Source organism: Nocardia pseudovaccinii NBRC 100343 (genome assembly GCF_001613225.1).
GTDB lineage: Bacteria > Actinomycetota > Actinomycetes > Mycobacteriales > Mycobacteriaceae > Nocardia > Nocardia pseudovaccinii.
Genome location: NZ_BDBY01000087.1, coordinates 1 through 16,256, shown reverse-complemented (window position 1 = coordinate 16,256; position 16,256 = coordinate 1). Strand labels below are relative to the sequence as shown.

The 16,256-nt window shown below is 66.2% G+C and carries 12 protein-coding genes; 5 read left to right on the top strand and 7 right to left on the bottom strand.

What is annotated here, in order from left to right:
- Positions 1–3: 3 nt before the first annotated feature.
- The gene (locus NP3_RS09630; RefSeq protein ID WP_063039844.1) at positions 4–1,548 is read left to right on the top strand and encodes an acyl-CoA carboxylase subunit beta; all 1,545 of its coding nucleotides are present in this window, start codon (positions 4–6) and stop codon (positions 1,546–1,548) included.
- A gap of 59 nt (positions 1,549–1,607) precedes the next feature.
- On the opposite strand, the gene NP3_RS09625 is transcribed toward NP3_RS09630, so the two are convergent.
- Positions 1,608–2,105 (bottom strand): peptidylprolyl isomerase, encoded by a 498-nt coding sequence (locus NP3_RS09625; RefSeq protein WP_063039842.1) that lies wholly within the window; start codon positions 2,103–2,105, stop codon positions 1,608–1,610.
- A 341-nt stretch (positions 2,106–2,446) separates the two neighbouring features.
- On the opposite strand from NP3_RS09625, the gene NP3_RS09620 reads away from it, so the two are divergent.
- Positions 2,447–5,815 (top strand): arabinosyltransferase domain-containing protein, encoded by a 3,369-nt coding sequence (locus NP3_RS09620; RefSeq protein WP_063039840.1) that lies wholly within the window; start codon positions 2,447–2,449, stop codon positions 5,813–5,815.
- A 210-nt stretch (positions 5,816–6,025) separates the two neighbouring features.
- Here NP3_RS09620 and NP3_RS49000 read toward each other — a convergent pair whose 3' ends face one another.
- A complete protein-coding gene (locus NP3_RS49000; protein WP_169814469.1) occupies positions 6,026–6,187 on the bottom strand; it encodes a hypothetical protein in 162 nt (53 codons plus the stop codon).
- 64 nt (positions 6,188–6,251) lie between these two features.
- A complete protein-coding gene (locus NP3_RS09615) occupies positions 6,252–6,653 on the bottom strand; it encodes a winged helix-turn-helix transcriptional regulator (RefSeq protein ID WP_063039838.1) in 402 nt (133 codons plus the stop codon).
- Between the two features lie 105 nt (positions 6,654–6,758).
- Between NP3_RS09615 and NP3_RS09610 the strand changes: the two genes are divergently transcribed.
- Positions 6,759–7,688 carry an NADP-dependent oxidoreductase gene (locus NP3_RS09610; protein WP_063039836.1) on the top strand — a complete coding sequence of 310 codons (930 nt, stop codon included), beginning with the start codon at positions 6,759–6,761 and terminating at the stop codon, positions 7,686–7,688.
- Between the two features lie 190 nt (positions 7,689–7,878).
- Here NP3_RS09610 and NP3_RS50325 read toward each other — a convergent pair whose 3' ends face one another.
- Positions 7,879–8,106, bottom strand: coding sequence for a hypothetical protein (locus NP3_RS50325; RefSeq protein WP_063039834.1), 228 nt, complete (start codon positions 8,104–8,106; stop codon positions 7,879–7,881).
- On the opposite strand from NP3_RS50325, the gene NP3_RS09600 reads away from it, so the two are divergent.
- Positions 8,001–8,615 carry a pyridoxal-phosphate dependent enzyme gene (locus NP3_RS09600; RefSeq protein ID WP_245720869.1) on the top strand — a complete coding sequence of 205 codons (615 nt, stop codon included), beginning with the start codon at positions 8,001–8,003 and terminating at the stop codon, positions 8,613–8,615. The two genes, NP3_RS50325 and NP3_RS09600, sit on opposite strands and share 106 nt — an antisense overlap.
- A 97-nt stretch (positions 8,616–8,712) precedes the next feature.
- Positions 8,713–9,300: a Uma2 family endonuclease gene (locus NP3_RS09595; protein ID WP_063039830.1), complete on the top strand. Its 588-nt coding sequence runs from the start codon at positions 8,713–8,715 to the stop codon at positions 9,298–9,300.
- 63 nt (positions 9,301–9,363) lie between these two features.
- Here the strand turns inward: NP3_RS09595 and NP3_RS09590 are convergent, their stop codons facing one another.
- The 3 genes from NP3_RS09590 to NP3_RS09580 all read right to left on the bottom strand — a co-directional run.
- A complete protein-coding gene (locus NP3_RS09590; RefSeq protein WP_063039828.1) occupies positions 9,364–12,807 on the bottom strand; it encodes an arabinosyltransferase domain-containing protein in 3,444 nt (1,147 codons plus the stop codon).
- A 59-nt stretch (positions 12,808–12,866) separates the two neighbouring features.
- The gene (locus NP3_RS09585; protein ID WP_063039826.1) at positions 12,867–14,708 is read right to left on the bottom strand and encodes a glycosyltransferase family protein; all 1,842 of its coding nucleotides are present in this window, start codon (positions 14,706–14,708) and stop codon (positions 12,867–12,869) included.
- 228 nt (positions 14,709–14,936) lie between these two features.
- Positions 14,937–16,256: arabinofuranosyltransferase (locus NP3_RS09580; protein ID WP_169814468.1), on the bottom strand; the 1,320-nt coding region annotated here is incomplete at its 5' end.

Below are 16,256 nucleotides of genomic sequence, written 5' to 3'. Positions count from 1 at the left end.
CAAGTGAGCACTACTGCCGAGAAACTTGCCGACCTGCGAAAGAGACTGGAATTAGCGCAGGAACCGGCGGGCGAAGCGGGGGTGGCGAAGCGGGCTGCAAAGGGAATTCCGAGCGCTCGCGACCGGATCAATATGCTGCTCGATCCGGGTACCTTCGTGGAAATCGGTGCGCTGGTGCGCAAGCCGGGTGATCCATCGGCACTGTACGGCGACGGTGTGGTCACCGGGCACGGCCTGGTCGAGGGCAGGCCGGTGGCGGTTTTCTCGCACGACCAGACCGTCTACGGCGGTTCGGTCGGGGAGATGTTCGGCCGCAAGGTCGCCGCTGTCCTGGAGTTCGCGACCAAGGTCGGCTGCCCGGTGGTCGGCATCAACGACTCCGGCGGCGCCCGGGTGCAGGAGGCGGTGACCTCACTGGCCTGGTACGCCGAGCTGGGTAACCGCGCCGAGCCGCTATCGGGCATGGTGCCGCAGGTTTCGATGATTCTCGGCAAGTGCGCGGGCGGGGCGGTGTACGCCCCGATCAATACCGACGTGGTGGTGGCCACCCACGAGGCCTACATGTTCGTCACCGGGCCCGGCGTGATCCGGGAGGTCACCGGCGAGGACGTCAGCCTCGAGGAACTCGGCGGCGCCGATAGCCAAGCGCAGTACGGCAATATCCATCACGTCGCCGATGACGAGCAGTCCGCGTTCGAATGGGTGCGCGCGTATCTGGGCTTCCTGCCGACGAGCTGCCAGGAACAGCCGCCGATCGTGAATCCGGGGCTGGAGCCGGAGATCACCGAATCGGATCTGGAGCTGAATTCGATTGTCCCGGACTCGGATAACGCCGGGTACGACATGCACGACATCCTGTTGCGCATATTCGATGACGGTGATTTCCACGAGATCGGCGCCTCGGCGGGGCGCAATATCATCACCGGATTCGCGCGGGTGGACGGCCGCAGCGTCGGTGTGGTCGCGAATCAGCCGATGGTGTCCGCCGGTGCGCTCGATGCCAGGGCCTCGGATAAGGCCGCGCACTTCGTCCGGATGTGCGACGCGTTCGAGATTCCGCTCGTATTCGTTGTGGACACACCGGGATTCCTACCCGGTGTGGAACAGGAGAAGATCGGCGTCATCAAGCGCGGCGGCCGCTTCCTGTTCTCCTACGTCGAGGCCACCGTGCCGAAGGTGACCGTGGTTATCCGCAAGTCCTATGGCGGCGGATATGCGGTGATGGGTTCGAAACAGCTCGGCGCGGATGTGAATCTGGCCTGGCCGACCGCGCGGATCGCGGTCATGGGCGCGGAGAGCGCGGTCAGCCTGATCGGCCGCAGGCAGATCGACGCGGCGCCGGAGGATCAGCGCGCCGCGGTGCGTCAGCAGATGATCGATTTCTATAACGCGACCGTGGCGACCCCGTGGGTCGCCGCCGAGCGCGGCTATATCGACGCCGTCATCGAACCGTCGACCACCCGCCTGGAACTGCGTCGCGCCCTCCACCTCCTGCGCGATAAGGCCCTCGTCCGCAACCCACGCAAACACCACCTCCTGCCGCTCTGACGGGATCGGGCCGCATCCCCGGCGGGGATACGGCCCGATGCTCTTCGAGGCAGCGGACGTCAGGCGATGGTCGCCGACTCGATGATGACGTCGTCCTGCGGCACATCCTGGTGCATGCCCGACGAACCGGTGGATACCGCGGCGATCTTGTCGACCACCTCGGAGCCCTCGGCGACCTTGCCGAAGACCGCGTAGCCCCAGCCCTGCGGGTTCGGCGCGGTGTGGTTCAGGAAGCCGTTGTCGGAGATGTTGATGAAGAACTGCGCGGTGGCCGAATGCGGGTCGTTGGTGCGGGCCATCGCAACGGTGTACTTGTCGTTCTTCAGGCCGTTGTTCGCTTCGTTCTGAATCGGGGCCTGCGTGCCCTTCTGCTGCATCTCGGGCGTGAAGCCACCGCCCTGGATCATGAAACCCGGAATGACGCGGTGGAAGATGGTGCCGTTGTAGTGGCCGGCGTTCACGTAATTCACGAAGTTCGCGACGGTGTTCGGGGCCTTCGCGTCGTCGAGCTCCAGCACGATCGGTCCGTAGTTGGTTTCGAGATTCACCTTTGTCATAAAGCCCACCTTTCCATCCCTATGGCAACCGGTCAGCAGTTCGGGTCGACTTTGCTGACCGTGAAGGTCGCCAGCGCTGTAGCCGCACCCGTATGCGCACTTGTGCAGCCTCCAGTTCGCTGTGGCCGCACATATCGGCATTGCCGACCACGCGGCTCAGCTCAGGTTTTCGAGCGAAGCGAGATCGAGCATGCGTCGTTCGCGGCCCGGCTTGCGTCCGAGTGGCCGAAGCGCATGCGACGCAGTCGCGAGTCTCGGCCGCTCGGACGCAACCCACGAGGGGGCCGCGAACACGCCGTGCCGCAGGCGCGGCAAATCCAACACAGCTAGCATTGCCAACCGTGCCCGACGCCGCTACCGCTGTCTTGACAAAACCGCCCGCCGCGCCCGAAGTCGCACCGAGCGATTTCCGAACCGCGCGCCTCATCGCGCTGGTCGCCGGTGTGCTCGGCGCGCTGTTCGCGCTGGCAGCTCCGTTCTTACCGGTCAGCCAGACCACCGCGACGCTGAACTGGCCGCAGGACGGTGCGCTCAACAGCGTGCAGGCGCCGCTCATGTCGCAGGTGCCGATCGAACTCGACGCGCGCATTCCGTGTCCGGCAATCGATCAGCTGCCGAGTTACGGCGGGATGCTGCTGGCTACCGCGCCGCCACAGGGCGATCGGGCTTCGCTCGAGGCGATGTTCGTGCGGGTCTCGGACACCACGGTGGACGTGGTAGACCGCAATGCCGTGGTCGCCTCGGCCGAGCGTGCGCAGCTGGGCGCGTGCACGTCGATCACTATCAGCTCCGACATCAATCGGACCAGGGCGTCGTTCGACGGTGTGACCACGACGATCGAGCGGCCGGTCGAGGGCGCGGCGCCCGGGACGACGCAGAAGGTCGAGGTTCCGGTCGAGGGGCAGCTGAACGGTGATCTGCGGCCGCAGGTGGTCGGCGTGTTCACCGATCTGAAGGGCGCGGTGCCCACCGGCCTTTCGTTCCATATGACGGTGGACACCCGGTTCTCGTCCAGCCCGACCCCGGTCAAGTTGATCGCGATGATCGCGGCGGTGCTGTGCACGCTGATCGCGCTCGGCGCACTGGCTCGGCTCGACGGCAGTGACGGGCGCGGGCACCGCCGGATCCTGCCCGCCAACTGGCTGAAGCCGAACTTGGCGGACGGCGCGGTCGTCGGCACGCTGCTGCTGTGGCATTTCGTCGGCGCCAACACCTCCGACGACGGCTACATCCTGAGCATGGTGCGGGTGGCGCCGCACGCGGGCTATATGGCCAACTACTTCCGCTGGTACGGCGTGCCGGAGGCGCCGTTCGGCTGGTACTACTACGTCATCCAGGCCTTCTCGGAGATCTCCACCGCGAGCCCGTGGGTCCGGCTGCCCGCGCTGTTCTGCGCGATTCTCTGTTGGATGGTGATCAGCCGCGAGGTGGTGCCCCGGCTCGGGCGCGGGGTGCGCAACAGCAAGGTGGCGCTGTGGACCGGTGGGCTGGTCTTCCTGGCGTTCTGGCTGCCGTTCGACAACGGTCTGCGCTCGGAGCCGATCGTCGCGCTCGGCGCGCTGCTGACCTGGGTTTCGATCGAGCGGGCCATTGCGACGGGTCGACTGCTTCCGGCCGCGGTGGCGATTCTGGTTGCCGCGTTCACCCTGGCCGCGGCGCCGACCGGTCTGATGTGTGTGGCGGCGCTGCTCGCCGGTATCCGGCCGCTGGTGCGGATCGTGGTGCGGCGGCATCGGCAATTCGCGGCGCAGGGTGTGGGCAAGTGGGGTTCGACGCTGCCGCTGCTGGCTCCGATCGCGGCGGCGGGTCTGCTGGTGCTGATCGTCGTCTACACCGACCAGACCTTCGCCGGTATCCAGGAGGCCAACCGGGTGCGGCAGGTAACCGGCCCGAACCTGGCCTGGTACGAGGACTACCTGCGCTACTACTACCTGTTCGTGGAGACCGTCGACGGATCGCTGTCGCGCCGCTTCGCCTTCCTGATCATGCTGCTGTGCCTGTTCACCACCATGCTGGTGCTGTTGCGGCGCAGGCAGGTTCCCGGCATCGCGAGCGGTCCGACCTGGCGGCTGATGGGCGTGGTCTTCGGAACCATCTTCTTCATGATGTTCAACCCGACGAAGTGGACCCACCACTTCGGCGCGTACGCGGGCATCGCCGGATCACTGGCCGCGGTCACCGCGGTGGCGGTTTCGGCAAGTGCGTTGCGGGCCAGGAAGAATCGAGCGATCTTCCTCGCCGGATTGCTGTTCGTGCTTGCGGTCGCGTTCTCGGGTATCAACGGCTACTGGTACGTGTCCAGCTTCGGTGTGCCGTGGTTCGACAAGCGGATCTCGCTGCACGGTTACCAGTCGAACACGCTGATGCTGGTGCTGTTCGGGCTGGCGCTGGCGCTGGTCGGCTGGTCGGCGCTGCGCGAGGACTACACCAAGCCGCAGCCGTCGGCGAAGTCGGTGCGCGGCAAGCGGATTCGCAAGTTCGCTGCCATCCCGCTGACCGTCGTCGCCGCGCTGATGGTGCTACTAGAGGTGTTCTCGCTGGTCAAGGGCGCGGTCGCGCAGTACCCGGCCTATTCGCTCGCACGCTCGAATTTCGATGCGGTGCAGGGCAATTCGTGCGGCCTCGCCAATGACGTGCTGGTGGAACCGGATGTGAACAAGGGCAACGGCATGCTCACGCCGATCGTCGATCCGGCAAATCCGCCGAAGAACGGTGATCCGCTGGCAGGCGCCGATCCGGTCGGCTTCGATCCGAACGGTGTGCCCGAGAAGCTCAGCGCCGACACTATCGAGGTGAAGCCGGGCACCGGTAATACCTCCACCCAGTCGGTCGGCCCGGTCGGTGCGGACGGGCAGAACGCGGGCACCGACGGTGGTTTCGGCGCGACCGGTGTCAACGGCAGCCGGGCCACCCTGCCCTTCGGCCTCGACCCGGCCACCACGCCGGTAATGGGCAGCTACCAGCCGGGCGTGCAGCAGCCCGCGCATCTGGTCTCCAGCTGGTACCAGCTCGCGCCGCGCTCGGATGATCGTCCGCTGGTGGTCATTTCGGCCGCGGGTCGCATCCTGTCCATCGACGACACCGGCGACACCCGGTACGGCCAGTCGCTGACCGTCGACTACGGCAAGCACCTGCCCGACGGCAGCGTGCAGATGCTCGGCACCTACCTGCCGCGCGATATCGGTCCGTTCCCGTCGTGGCGCAATCTGCGCATTCCGCTCGACGAGATCGCGCCCGATGCCGATGCGGTGCGCATTGTCGCCAACGACCCGATCCTGATCGGCGACCAGTGGCTGGCGTTCACTCCGCCACGGATGCCGAAGTTGGCCACGCTCAACAGCTTCATCGGCTCCGAACAGCCGGTGCTGCTGGACTGGGCGGTCGGGCTGCAGTTCCCGTGCCAGCGGCCGCTGGACCACAAGAACGGCGTGGCCGAGGTGCCCGGGTACCGGATCCTGCCGGACCGGCCACTGGCCATCAGCTCGACGAATACCTGGCAGGCCGAGGAATTCGGCGGGCTCCTCGGCTTCAGCCAGATGCTGGCGAAGTCGAGCACCGTTCCGACGTATCTGAAGAACGACTGGGCGCGGGACTGGGGTTCGCTGGAGCGGTACGACCAGTACTACCCGAATGCGGTTCCAGCCAAGTTGGATACGGGTACGGCCAGCCGTTCGGGGCTTTGGTCGCCCGGACAACTGCGCGTGTTCTAGGTCGTGAATGAAGGCAGGCCCGTCGAATTCGGCGGGCCTGTTCTCGTTTCGGGGACCGAGATGTACTCAGCGCCCACTCGTCCCCGGTTCCGAGGGGTCCACAGCCTCGGGCGCTCAGGCCGACAGCGTCCGCAACGACGAAAGGCCGCGGCGTCGGCTGTACTGTCCGACGCAACGGCCTGGTGGATGGTGTTCGGTAATCCGGCGGGGTCAGACCTTCGTCATACGAAGGCCCAGTTCACGACGGAGTAGCTCCTGCGGGGTCTGGCGGGATAACACGCGCAGCAGCGCCGGTCGAAGCTCCCGTTGTTCATCTTCGGTGAGCAGTCCGACGAGGTCGCGCAGATCCATATCATCGAAGGCCGCGGTCATGAATAAAAGGTTAAGGCCAGCTTCACGTGTGGGAAGGCTTTCGCGGCCAACATTTACGACATGGTCACGCTGGTTCACCGTCGTAACGTGCGCGGGCCGCGAGCACTTCATCCATGCGCTCCTCGGCCCACGTTTTTATGGCGCACATCACAGGCCGCAGGCTGTGGCCGAGTGCGGTGAGTTCGTAGTCGACGCGGACCGGCATCTCGGCGGTGATCCGCCGCTCCAGTAGGCCGTCGCGCTCCAAGGTCCGCAGGGTTTGGGTGAGCATTTTGGGGCTGACGCCGGAGATGACGCGGTTGATCTCGGTGTAGCGCAGCGGGCCGTCGGCGAGGGCGTTGAGTATCAGGCTGACCCACTTGTCGCTGATGCGGTCCAGCAGTTGACGCGTGGGACATTCGGCCACATAGGCGTCGTATTTCTGTTTTGCCAGGTTACGGCGTTGTGCCGCGGTTGTTGTCGTCATCTGCTTCCCCTGCTGCCTGTTACGCACTCATGGGTAACTACTACCTTATGGATAGTAACTCGCTCTAGGTTTGTCGACGTAACCCGACAAGCGATAGGGAACCCCATGCGTGCAGTAGTAGTCCGTCGACCCGGTCCGGAGGCCGTCGCGGAGATCATCGAGGTGCCGACGCCCGAGCCGGGGCCCGGTGCAGTTCGGGTGAAGGTGGCAGCGGCAACGGTCAATCCGGTGGATCTCATGGTCCGCAACGGCGTCGGCGGTACCCCTTTTGCCGCGCCGCGCGATCAGTGGGGGATCGGGTGGGATGTCGCCGGTATCGTCGATACTGTCGGTGCCGGTGTCGATTTCACGGTGGGTCAGCAAGTGATCGGCATCAGCGACCGTCTCGACGTCTCGTTGGCAGCGCAAGCCGATTATGTCGTCCTCGAAGCCCAAAACGTGGCCCCCGCACCGACTTCCGTACCGGCAACCGCCGCGGCCACTATCCCGCTCAACGGTCTCACCGCCGTCCAGGCCCTAGCCGCCCTCGACCTGACAGCCGCCGATTCGCTCCTCATCACCGGAGCCGCAGGTGCGGTAGGCGGCTTCGCCGTCGAACTGGCTGCCGCCCGAGGCGTTCGAGTAATCGCCTCGGCTTCGCCTGGCGACGAACCCACCGTCCGCGCCCTCGGCGCCACCGACTTCATCCCCCGCGGAGCGAACCTTCCGGATGCAGCCCGAGCCCTCGTACCCGGCGGCGTGGACGCTGCCCTCGACGCCGCGGCCCTCGGTCCCGAAACCCTCGCCGCCGTCCGCGCCCGCGGCCGCTTCATCTCCATCAGCGTCCACGCCACCCCGATCCCCTTGCGCGGCACTGAAGTAACCACCGTCCTGGTCCATGCCGACCGCTCCCAACTCGACGAACTCGTCGCATTGGTCGACAAAGGCCACCTCACCCTCCGGGTAGCCGAAACCTACTCCTTGGACGCGGTAGCCGCCGCACACCAGCGCCTCGCGGCCGGTGGCCTCCGCGGCCGCCTCGTCCTCGTTCCTTAATCTCCTCGAAACGCATGCACGTACGACAACGGCCGCCGCAAGCGCGGCGCGCCGAAGAGGATTCTTGGACACGCGTGGGTTTGATCTCCGGCCGAGCGCCGATCCAACTCCCGTGCCACTCAATCGGCGAGTATTTCCAGGAAAGCGCGCATATCGTCGGCCTCCGGGACGCCGAGCTCCACATACAGGCTCATCGCGATACCGGCGTATTCACGTGCTCGACCGACATCGCCGAGATCTCGGTATGCGCGAGCCAGCCCGTCGTTGCGCGCGCTCGCTCGGGTAGGTTCAATGCCTCGTCGGCCAACGCCAGTGCGGTGCTGTGTTTTTCGGCGGCCGAGCCAGGATCGCCCGCAGTGCAGGCTGTCTCGCCGAGGCCGTTCAGCGCGGACGCTTCGTCGCCACGACTGCCCAGCATCCGATACAGGTCACGGGCCGACCTCGGCCGGTGCGGGCACCATCCTGCTCGAATTCGTCGACGCGGTAGCTGGGTTGGACACGATCGTCCTCGCGGTTGGCGCGGGCGGCATGTTCTCCGGAATCGCCGCGGTCGCGGACCATTTCGGCATTCGAGTGGTCGGCACGGAACCCGATGGCAGCCGGGCGCTCAATGCCGCATTGGCTGCCGGAACGGTACTCGACGTGGACGTGGATTCCATCGCGGCCGACTCTCTCGGCGCGCCAAGGGTTTCCGCTGCCGCGCTGGCCTGGGCCGAGGCCACGGACGTGCGCTCGGTGGTCGTCGACGACGAAGCGATCGTACGGGCGCGACGGCAGCTGTGGGAGCGGCATCGACTCGTCGTCGAACACGGCTCGGCGACCGGCTTGGCGGCGCTGGCTACCCGGGCATCCCAGCCACGCGACAGTGAACGGATCGGTGTCGTGCTGTGTGGAGCCAATACCGACCCCAGCGACCTCGTCGACTGAGCGATCCGTCGCGGGCTGGAAGTCCTCATCCCATGAACTCGGGAAGGGTATGCGCGACGTATCGGCTGGCGTGAGCGCTGCCCGGTAGGCTCACGGCATGACTAGCGGCGCTCCCAGCGACTGGTACCGGTGGATCCCGGAGCAGATCACCGGCCGGGACTATGAGCTGCTGCCCGAAGACTTCTGCCGAACCATCGAGGTAATCGACGGTCATATCGTGAAATGCGAGAGCCCGTCCCGCTTGCACAACCGGATCGCCCGGCGGCTGGCGGCGCGGATGGAAGCCGGACGCAAGCCCGAGCCGTGTTTGATGGTCGAGACCGACGTGGACGTCCGAATCAGCGATGTGCCGCTGAGTCTGCGCCGACCGGACGTCACGGTCTACCGCTGTCTGGATGACGACGCGAAGCTCTATGCCGATGACGCTCTACTGGTGGTGGAGATCGTCTCGCCGGATAGTTCACACCACACCGATACGGTGGAGAAGAAAGCTGCTTATGCTGCTGCGGGTATTCCGATGTACCTCATCGTATTTCCTACTGAATCGGGTGACGGCATCGAGCAGATCGAGGAATACCGACTCTCTGAAGGCCGCTACCATTTGGTCGGCCTGCATACCCGCCGACTGACGCTGGATACACCGATCACCATCGATATCGCATTCGGTGAGTTGACAGCAGGCTAGTCACCGCGGTTCGAGCAGACCGTGCGCGTGAGCCGAGGGCGGTCGGCTCACGCGCTGAATGGGCTAGCGCGCCCGGATCGGGTCGGCCTTCTTCCAGCCGTTGACCGATTTCACGGTGGTGGCGATGGTTGCGGGGGTGGCGGTGGGGTCGTAGGGGGTGAATTGCTCCAAGGAGCCCCAGTCTCGGGTCCAGTTGTGGGTGAGGTAGGTCGGGATGGTTTGGGATTTCAGGAGTAGACCGGTCCAGCCGAGGGGGCCGCCGCCGATATCGTCCTGCCAGGCATTGGAGGCGTCGGAGCCGACGCGGTCGGGCAGGATGCGCCAATTGGGGACCTCGGCGACGCCGTCGTGGTGGTCGAACGGGCGCTGGCAGGGGAAGGCCAGGCCGACGTGCCAGTCCAGCAGAACCGGAGCGGTTTCGCCGACAACGGAATTCAGCGTGGCCAGATGCGGCAGCCGGGGCGGGGTGACGGCAAGCCACTGCTTCTGGGTGATGTCGTTGTCGACCGCGACCAATCGCACCGCGTTCACTCCGGCGGGCAACTTGTCCAGTGGCACACGGAGATTGCGCCAGGACGGTGCGGGCCCGATATCGAGCGGATCGACCGAGCCGAGCGTTTGTACCTCGCCGTCCGTTCCGCGCACGCCGTACTCCAAGTGCAGCTCCTGCCCGTAGGTGAGCACACCGTCGGCATCGATCGAGCGGATCCGGCCCGCCGCGGTTATGGCGAGCACCTGGTAGGCGGGGTCATCGCGCATGCTGTCGGTCAGATCGAGGCGGTACCACTGCGAGGTGAGCTTGGCCTGCTGCTGATCGGCCCCGTCCTGGTAGCTGCCCATGATCGGGGTCCGCGCCGGATCCAGGCCGAACGGCAGTGCCACCGTGCTGCCATTGATTCCGGCCTGCTGGGTGGTGCCGCCGCCGGTGCCCGCACCGGTCGTTTTGGTGGTCTTGTTCTTCGAATCCTTGTTCACCGAATTCGCACCGCCGGTGACGGTTTCCTCGGCATCGGCGGTGAGGTCGGAGGCGACCCCGTTGGACGTGAACCCCTTCGATTCGGCGGACAATCCGTCGGCGGGGGAGCCGGTGTAGGGGAGCAGCAGCGAATTCGCGGTATCGGTCTCCACCAGCACCTCGTTGGCGAGCGCGCAGGTATTGCCGCTCAGCGATTCGAGATTCGACTTGGCGATCGAGTACGCCGGGTACTGCGTGACCGCCGCCTTGGCCAGCGATGCCACCTCGAACAGCACGAGCAGCGCGGCCGCGATCGTCAACGGCGCGGAGGCGTAACGCTCGAAACGGCGTGGCGCATCGGTCTTCTCGCGGTACGGCTCGCGATAGTGCAGCCACACCGCGACGATCAGCACCACCCCGCTGAGCCCGAGGAACAGCGTGGACAGGCCCTTACCCGCGACCAGCGGCGCCTTGTCCCACCACGGCACACCGTAACTGGATACGTACCACCAGCCATTGGATCCGGTGAAGGTGATCGCCAGCAGGAACAGCACGGCCGCCGCGAACAGCGCGCGGTTGCGTGGCGAGCGAATCCCATTGGTGCCCACCGCTACCGCTGCCAGCGCAGCAAGCGACCCGGCCAGCCCGGCGTACACGCCGAAGTGGTGGGTCCATTTGGTCGGCGTGAACATCATCAGTAGCAGTGAGGCGAAGACGATGCCGAGAATCCGCACCGACGGCCCACGCGACGTTCCCGGAATCCGTCCCTTGCGCAGCACCTGCAGCACACAGACCAGCAGGCACAGCAGCATGATCAGCACACCGAAGCGCCGCGCCAGCGATCCGTCCGGCGAGAGCATCAGCAGCGAATCCCACCGCGTCCGCTCGTCGAACCAGGCCACATTCGGCCCGACGAGGGTGCGCACCCGGGTCGCCTCCATTACCGTCGCCAGCGTCTGATCGGCGAAAACGACAACCAGCACGAGCGTTCCGGCGGCCAGGCCAGGTGCCAGCAACGCGGCATATCGGAAGAAGGTGGCCAGGCGCGAGGTGCTCCGATCCGTACGCACATCGACGCGAGTTTGTCGCCCTGACTGTTCGGCACTCGGATTTCCCTGGTCCCCACCAGGATTCGCGGCATAGGCGGGCTCTCTTCCGACAGTGCCGGGTTCGTCGGCCGATCCTGCGGCAGCTGCCGCTGGTCTCTGCTTCGCACTGGGCGCGGAATCCAGCAATGTGCCAGCCGCATCGCGCGCCCGCCGAATAATGATCTGCAGGACCGGCCGCGAACCCGCGATCAGTGCCGCCACACAGATCAGTCCTGTCGGACCCGCCGCCAGCGAGAACGCGGCGATCAGCACACCGACCGCGGCGGGCAGCAGCCGTCCGGTCGCGATGGCCCGCTCGATCGAGCACCAGGTCAGCAGTGCACCCGCGGCGATCAGCGGTTCGGGCCGCAGACCGTTGTCGTAGGGCAGCCAGAACGCGAGGAAGACCAGACCGGCGGTCCACAGCGCCACCTTGTGCCTGCGCACTCGAGCGCCCAAGCGCGGCAGCACCTCTCGGCTGATCACCATCCAGCACACGATTCCGGCGGCCAGCGTCGGCAGCCGCATCCACGGGCTGGCATCGGAGACCTTGGTCATCCAGGCCTGCACCTCGTAGGACCAGCCGAACGGCGCTTCGGGCACCGCGAACCAGCGGTAGTAGTTGGCCATGTATCCCGAATGCTCCGAGACGCGGGCCATATTCAAGATGTAGCCGTCGTCGGAGGTATTCGCGCCGATGAAATGCCACAGCACCAGGAGCCCGAGCACCGCCACATCGGCCAGGGTGAACCGCCACCAGTGCGCGGGCAGGAACCGGCGCGCCCGTCGGCCATCGGCATTGTCGAGCAGGTGCAATGCGATCAGCGCGATGATCGTGCAGATCGCCGCGGCGATCATGGCGCCGAGCTTCAGCGCGGACGGCGTCGAGGAGAAGCGGGAATCGATATCGGCGTGCAGCTTCGCGCCATCGAGCTTCGCGGCATCCAGATCGGTGAAGACACCGACCACCTGCGGGCGGATATCGCGGGTGATGGTGTTGCGGAACGGCGTACCGTCCTGGCGCTTCGCACCGACGAATTCGACCGAGGTCGCGGCCGCCGTGGTGGTGATGGTGACGGACTCGCACCCGCCGATTTCCGTGACCGGCGCGGACAGCAGCGGCACATCACGCTGCAGCACCGCGAGCGTGCCATCGGTGACCGAGACGATCAGTCCCTTCGCACTGGCCTGGCCCGAGGCGTGCGGAATGGTCGACAGCACCGTGCCCGACCCGGCCGCGGCCACCACCGAACACGGCAGCGTCGCATCCAACCGCAGCGGCACATACGAAACCAGGGGCGCCTCGACGCTGGTACGGCCCGCCTGGGGCCAGTCGAGCGCGGCCTGATCCTGTTTCACCGGAAGCAACGGCGTCAACAGTGCCAGCACGAATCCGAGCAACCCGGAGACGAGGGCGATCAGGCGGTTTCGGGTGAACGCTGCAGAAGTTCGGTCCGGTCGCACGAGGCACCATGCTAGCTACCCGCATTGGTGAGGCTCGCCACCGAGATCACCGCCGCCGCCTATCGCAGCGGCCGGACGTCCCAGAGCCACACGTCGTCGACCTGTCGCGGCGCGACGCCGAGCAGTTGCGTCACGGTCGTGCGCAGCACCTCGGAGTTCTTGGTGGCGGGCAGGACCACCACGTCGGCCTCCCAGAAGCGCAGGTCGTCGAGTGCTTGTGCGCGGGTGTCGGCGTCGATGGGCGGTACCACCCCGGTGTCAAGGGCACCGACGAGCAGGGCGGTGGTCGGACGGAAATCGGGTCCGTAGATGCCCTTCTTGTTCGCGCCGGTCGGGCCGACGAAATAGCCCCCGGCGAGCGGGAAGTCGAAGTCGGCGTCGGCTTGCCAGCGCAATGCCTGCGCGTCGGGAGGACGCGGTGGCGGCACCATGACAACCGAGCCGCCGCTCACGTACTTCTTCACCGTCCCGTCGGCGAAGAACGCCGGAGTCGGTGCGCGCTCGATCACCGGAAGGACGGTTGGGATGAGCGGAGCCAAGGCCAAGCCGAGCGCCGGGAACCAGGCCAGCGGCCGCCAGTCGACCGGCGACTGCTTCCACCAGGTGACCGCCTGCTGGGTTGCCAACGCCAGCACCGCGCCGATGGCCGGAATCGCGGCCATGGTCAGCCGAGTCTCCAGCACGGTATTGAGCAGCGGGACCAATTCAGCCCAGCGCCACGGCAATTCGATCCCGGTCGACACCTTGCCGAACATGGCCGTCGCACCGAGTGACAGCACCCCGAAGACCACCATCACCGCGGTCGCCGCCCGGACCACCCGGTCGCGCCACAGCAGCGCCACCGTCACGAGCAGCAACAGCAGCAGTGGCCAGCCGAAATAGGCGTTCTGCTCGGTGTCGTTCATGGAAACGTACTGGCCGGGCGCGAACATCCCGCCGAGCGATTCGGCGGGGAACTGCACGATGGCCTTCAGGTCGTTGCCCATCGGCCCGTGGTCGATCGAGCGATAACTCTGCGGCCCGAAGAATTGCCACCACAGCGGAATTTCGGTGAGCATCAAGGTGATCCCCGCGGCCAATGCGATGGTCGGGGCGAGCGCACGCACTACTTGCCAGCCCGTGCGCGGTGTGTGCAGGCAGTACACGAGGCCGAAGAGTCCGAAGGCGAGTGCGAAGATCAGCAGCGGTTCCTCGCCGAGTGCGATCTGCAGCGCCACCAGGAAGCCGAGCGCGACGGCATCACGAACTCGCCTGCGTGGCTTGGTCGTCTCCGCACCCGACACACGTCGTGCGATGCGGATCAACAGCAGCGCGATGACCGGAAGCAGCGCGAGCAGCACGAAATTCGGGTGCGCATTCGCATGGGAGATCATCGCGGGTGCGAAACCGCAGAACAGTCCGCCGATCGCTGCGGCCAGCCGGGACTGCACCAATTCCCGGGACAACAGCCAGTACCAGGCGAAGGCGGTGGACGCGAGGCCGAGCGTGAGGACGAGCACGAAGGTGACGGTCGGTCCGAACAGCAGCGTGACCGGCGTCAACGGCACTCCGACCCCGAACATGGCCGTATTGGCCATCATGTTCACCCCGGCCGGGAAGTTCTGCAGATTGGTGCCCAGCGGATTCTCCAGATGCGCCACCGAATGTGCGGTGACCGCGAAGAACCACTCCCACATGGTCTGGTCCTGACCGCTTTTGATCAGATACCCGCTATGTGTGTTGCGCCACTGTCCGGACAGCACCGTGACGGCCAATGCGAGATAGCTCACCGAGGCGACCAGATCACTGCGATCGACCCGGATCCGTCTCCGCTTCGCGGTGCGCTGCTCGGGTCTGGCCCCGCCAGCCGGTGTCGATCCCTTGGTGACGACGCCTACTGCTGGTGGTGCTTCGACCTGCAAAACAAACTTCTCCCCGTTATTGGTCAGATCAGCGATCCACCGTAACCGAATACCCTGTGAACCGCCTCCCCGGCGCCTTCAGGCCGGACTCGAGTGCCGCGACGCCGCTGTTGGTGGCCGCCGTCAGTGCCCGGCTGGGTCAGCAGTTCCCCACGAGTTACCCATGTCCTCGCGAAACCATGCGTCGAGCGAGCACACCGGCCGCGCTGATGACCCGGGTGTGCGGTGTCAGCGATTGACGACGACCAAGGTGAAAGGCCCGATATCGGTGGTGGTGAAGTGCGGGTCCGCGAAGAGCTCCTTGGGGAAGCTGACGGTGTAGCGCTTCACATTTGGGTCGTTGGGGTAGACGTCCTTGGCCAGGCGCAGGGTGTAGGTGTCCCCGCTGCTGCGGAAGAGGAAGGCATCCGGTGCGCGCCACGGGGTCTTGCCGAGTGCGTCGACCAGGGCGGCGGAGGAGTTCAGCTTGCTCCACGACTCGATGGTGGCGGCGCGGCCCGCGAAATCGGCAAGCGGGTTCGCATAGTGCGAGGTGAGCGCCTGGAAGCCGTAGTACGGGTAGAAGGAAAGGAAGCTGGTGTCGGCGGTGAGCACCACCGAATCCGAGCGTGGACGGCCGGTCTGCGCGATCAGTGCCGCATCGATCTCGCGATAGTACGACGCCGCACCCGGTGCGCGCTTGTCGGCGCGTTCGCCGTTGCCGTCGGTATCTGTGTATGCCGTGGTGATCTCCGGCTTCAGCACCTGTGGAATGTCCTGGGTGAACGCGAGCGCACCGACGATGGCGACCACGACGACGGCGAACTTGAACCGCCCCGGCTCATCGAGTGCCTGATATGCCGCCCGCGCGCCTTCGACGAACCCGAATGCACCGGCCGCCGCAAGCAGCACTTCGAGCACGGGCGTCAAGCGGAACGAGAGCAGGGTGGTACCCGCCGCGGTTGCCGTCATCGACAGCAGACACCACAGATAGATGGCCACCACGCCGATCCCGAGCGCCTGCGCCCGCCGCGACGACGCCGCCCGCAACACCAACCACGCCGTCCCGAGCAGGAAGAACGCCCCCGAAAGCGAGAACTCCGCCATCGGCAACGGCAACTGTGCCCCGCCCTCGGGCAGATAGTGGAACGCCGTCCCCGAACTCGGCATCGTCCCACCGAGCATCTTCCATACGAACGGCAGCCATACGACCAGCGCCACCAAACCCGCGATCGCCGCGATGACAACCAGCCGAACCAGCGGCGGCACAGCGGCCCGCCACACCGAACCCGACCCGCCGTCGCCGGTACCACGTCGCGCTCGGTCCGCCGCCCGCTGTGCCCGCACCGCAAACCCCGCCGAGACAAGTCCCATCAGCCCGACCGCAAAGGCCGCTACCGCGAAATACAACGTGTAGAACGACGCGGCCATCCCGAGGAACAGCCCTGCGCCGATGACCGCGCCCCAGCCTCCGGCGGTTCCGATACCGCCCGCCGACGCGGCGGCGTCCCCTCCACCGCTGCCCGCTGCGACTCCGCCATCAGATGCAGCGGTGCCATTCGATGCGGT